Annotated in this window: 2 protein-coding genes; both read right to left on the bottom strand. The window is 54.4% G+C overall.

Going from position 1 to position 2,011, the window contains the following annotated elements:
- Positions 1 to 108: 108 nt before the first annotated feature.
- A complete protein-coding gene (locus GOX53_RS29255) occupies positions 109 to 876 on the bottom strand; it encodes a Stf0 family sulfotransferase (protein WP_217352000.1) in 768 nt (255 codons plus the stop codon).
- A 365-nt stretch (positions 877 to 1,241) separates the two neighbouring features.
- Positions 1,242 to 1,802 carry a hypothetical protein gene (locus tag GOX53_RS29250; protein ID WP_171182394.1) on the bottom strand — a complete coding sequence of 187 codons (561 nt, stop codon included), beginning with the start codon at positions 1,800 to 1,802 and terminating at the stop codon, positions 1,242 to 1,244.
- Positions 1,803 to 2,011 lie beyond the last annotated feature (209 nt).

Below are 2,011 nucleotides of genomic sequence, written 5' to 3'. Positions count from 1 at the left end.
AAGGGCAACCCGAACCAGACCCTCAAAATCGTGCTTTGCAAGCTCCAAGTTGCGGGACTCTGTTGCCGTTTGAAATTCACGACCGAGCGTCCGCTTCGAGCGTTCGGTTCAATCGTGTATGCATTCCCTTATGAAGCGCTGCCTCCAGTCGTGGCTTTCACGATCCGCTAACTTTGCGGTTGGGGGATACACATGTTCAGCCAATGAATGATCGCATCCGATTGAGGAAAGAATTTCTGACAGCACTTTCCGAGGGTCTGCAGCCAGCGCATCATAAGCGATCCGCAACGGTTCCAGCTTTTCCTGCTCGAACCACTGTTCCCACTCGGCGTCAAGCGAGGTCAATTCTTCAACATGCCGCGCTATCGCATCCGCATCGTAGCGCGGCTCTTTCGGAGGGGCGAGTCGCTCTAACTCTGAGCCGTCAGCCCGACGATGCCACAATCCCGTTTGCTCGGCGCGCAACCACGAGATGGCTTGGCCAACGCGATCCTGACGTGAAAGATGAATGAAAGTCGTCGGGCCGAGGACGCTCTCGATACGCTCAACGTCATTTGTATGGTCTGGTGACAGGAGCGACAGTTGCTCCACGAAAAAGCCGAAACTACCTCGCTGCATGCGCAAGCCGAAGATATCGGTGTTGGCCATCCCTCTGGCGAGAGCTGCCTCAAAGATTGCTCGAAGAGCCGCCTCCCGTGAGGCGAAGGTCGTCTCATCAAGCTCATATACGGTCAACCACCGCTCGAACGAAGGAACATGAAAGTGCGAGTCTGGCGTTCCAGCAACGCCCGTTGCGGCAAGCATCTTGCAAAGCAATGTGCTACCGCTTCGCGGGGTCGTGCAGATCACGTAGGAACGCGATGGACGGTTGGTCAAAGCCCGATCACCTTGAATGTGTGTGAAATACCAATAGCCGATACTAGGGCGACGCGCAGCATCCGTCGCTATGGGCTCAGAACTGACCCTGGATTCAGTGCAGCATCACCTCGATCTCAGCTCGGATGGGCGTCAGAGCCGGCCCAATCCAGCCATTCGTCGCCCCATTTCACGCCGTAGTGCAGCTTCACCGAACCGGCCATTCGCTGCGTCCGCGAGATCGATGCGTTGCCCGAAGTCGGCTGCGCGCAACCAGGCCCCAATTCGCTGCACCAGCGCCAATTTCGGCCTCCGGTCTTCCATGAACAAATCTGACGTTCACAAAGAATAACGGGATGTCTGTTCTGGGTTCGGAGAAACTGAATTCAGCCAACACTAAGCAATGTCCGGACTAAGGAGGTTTGGGAGTTGATGCCGGTCTTTGCATAGATTCGAGAAAGATGTGTTCTAGCAGTGTTGATACTTATGTTGAGAGTTTCTAAGGCGGTAATCAGATTGTCCCCTTTTACGATGCGATGAGCCAGCAACATCTGTCCTTCGGAAAGACCGAAAACCGACTTTGCAATGCTCAGACGATCCTTAATGTCGCGGTCGCTTTGAGTTTCGACAAAGGTCAGCCCGTCTCTGACAAACAAGACACACACTGCGACGCCCCCCTCATCTGTTTCGCCCAACACCACAGGTAGCCGAAAGTTCCGACCGCTTTCTGTCATATATTTATAGTGTTGAAAGTACCCGTGCCGCTCAGCTGCTTGCGACAAGGCGGATTGCAGGACTTTATCCCATGCCGGTTTTGACGCGCGGAGCCTGCCGTTATGTTCATGGAAGTATCCTCTGACAACCGAGGCAAAATCACCTCGATCAACAGCACACACCCGGCATCGAAAACCGCGAAACAAATCCCACTTCAACGCAATGCCAGCCAAAAGCGCCTATATCGCGGAGCGATTTAGTGCGCGAGCCCTTTTTGCCTGATTCTGCGCACCGCGCAAATGTCCGGATCCATGAGGACGGTAGTCGTCAAGACGGGTGCGTCTGTCGAATGGCAGTCCATCTTCACACCTCATCGGCTGGTACATCTGACCTTCCCCCCGATTTTCGGGCCATTGCGAACTGGAATTTTCCACCTTTGAAT

This window comes from Ruegeria sp. HKCCD8929, assembly GCF_013031405.1.
Classification (GTDB): Bacteria; Pseudomonadota; Alphaproteobacteria; order Rhodobacterales; family Rhodobacteraceae; genus Ruegeria.
The sequence above is the reverse complement of the archived record's forward strand: the minus strand, read 5'-3'. Positions and strand labels throughout refer to the sequence as shown.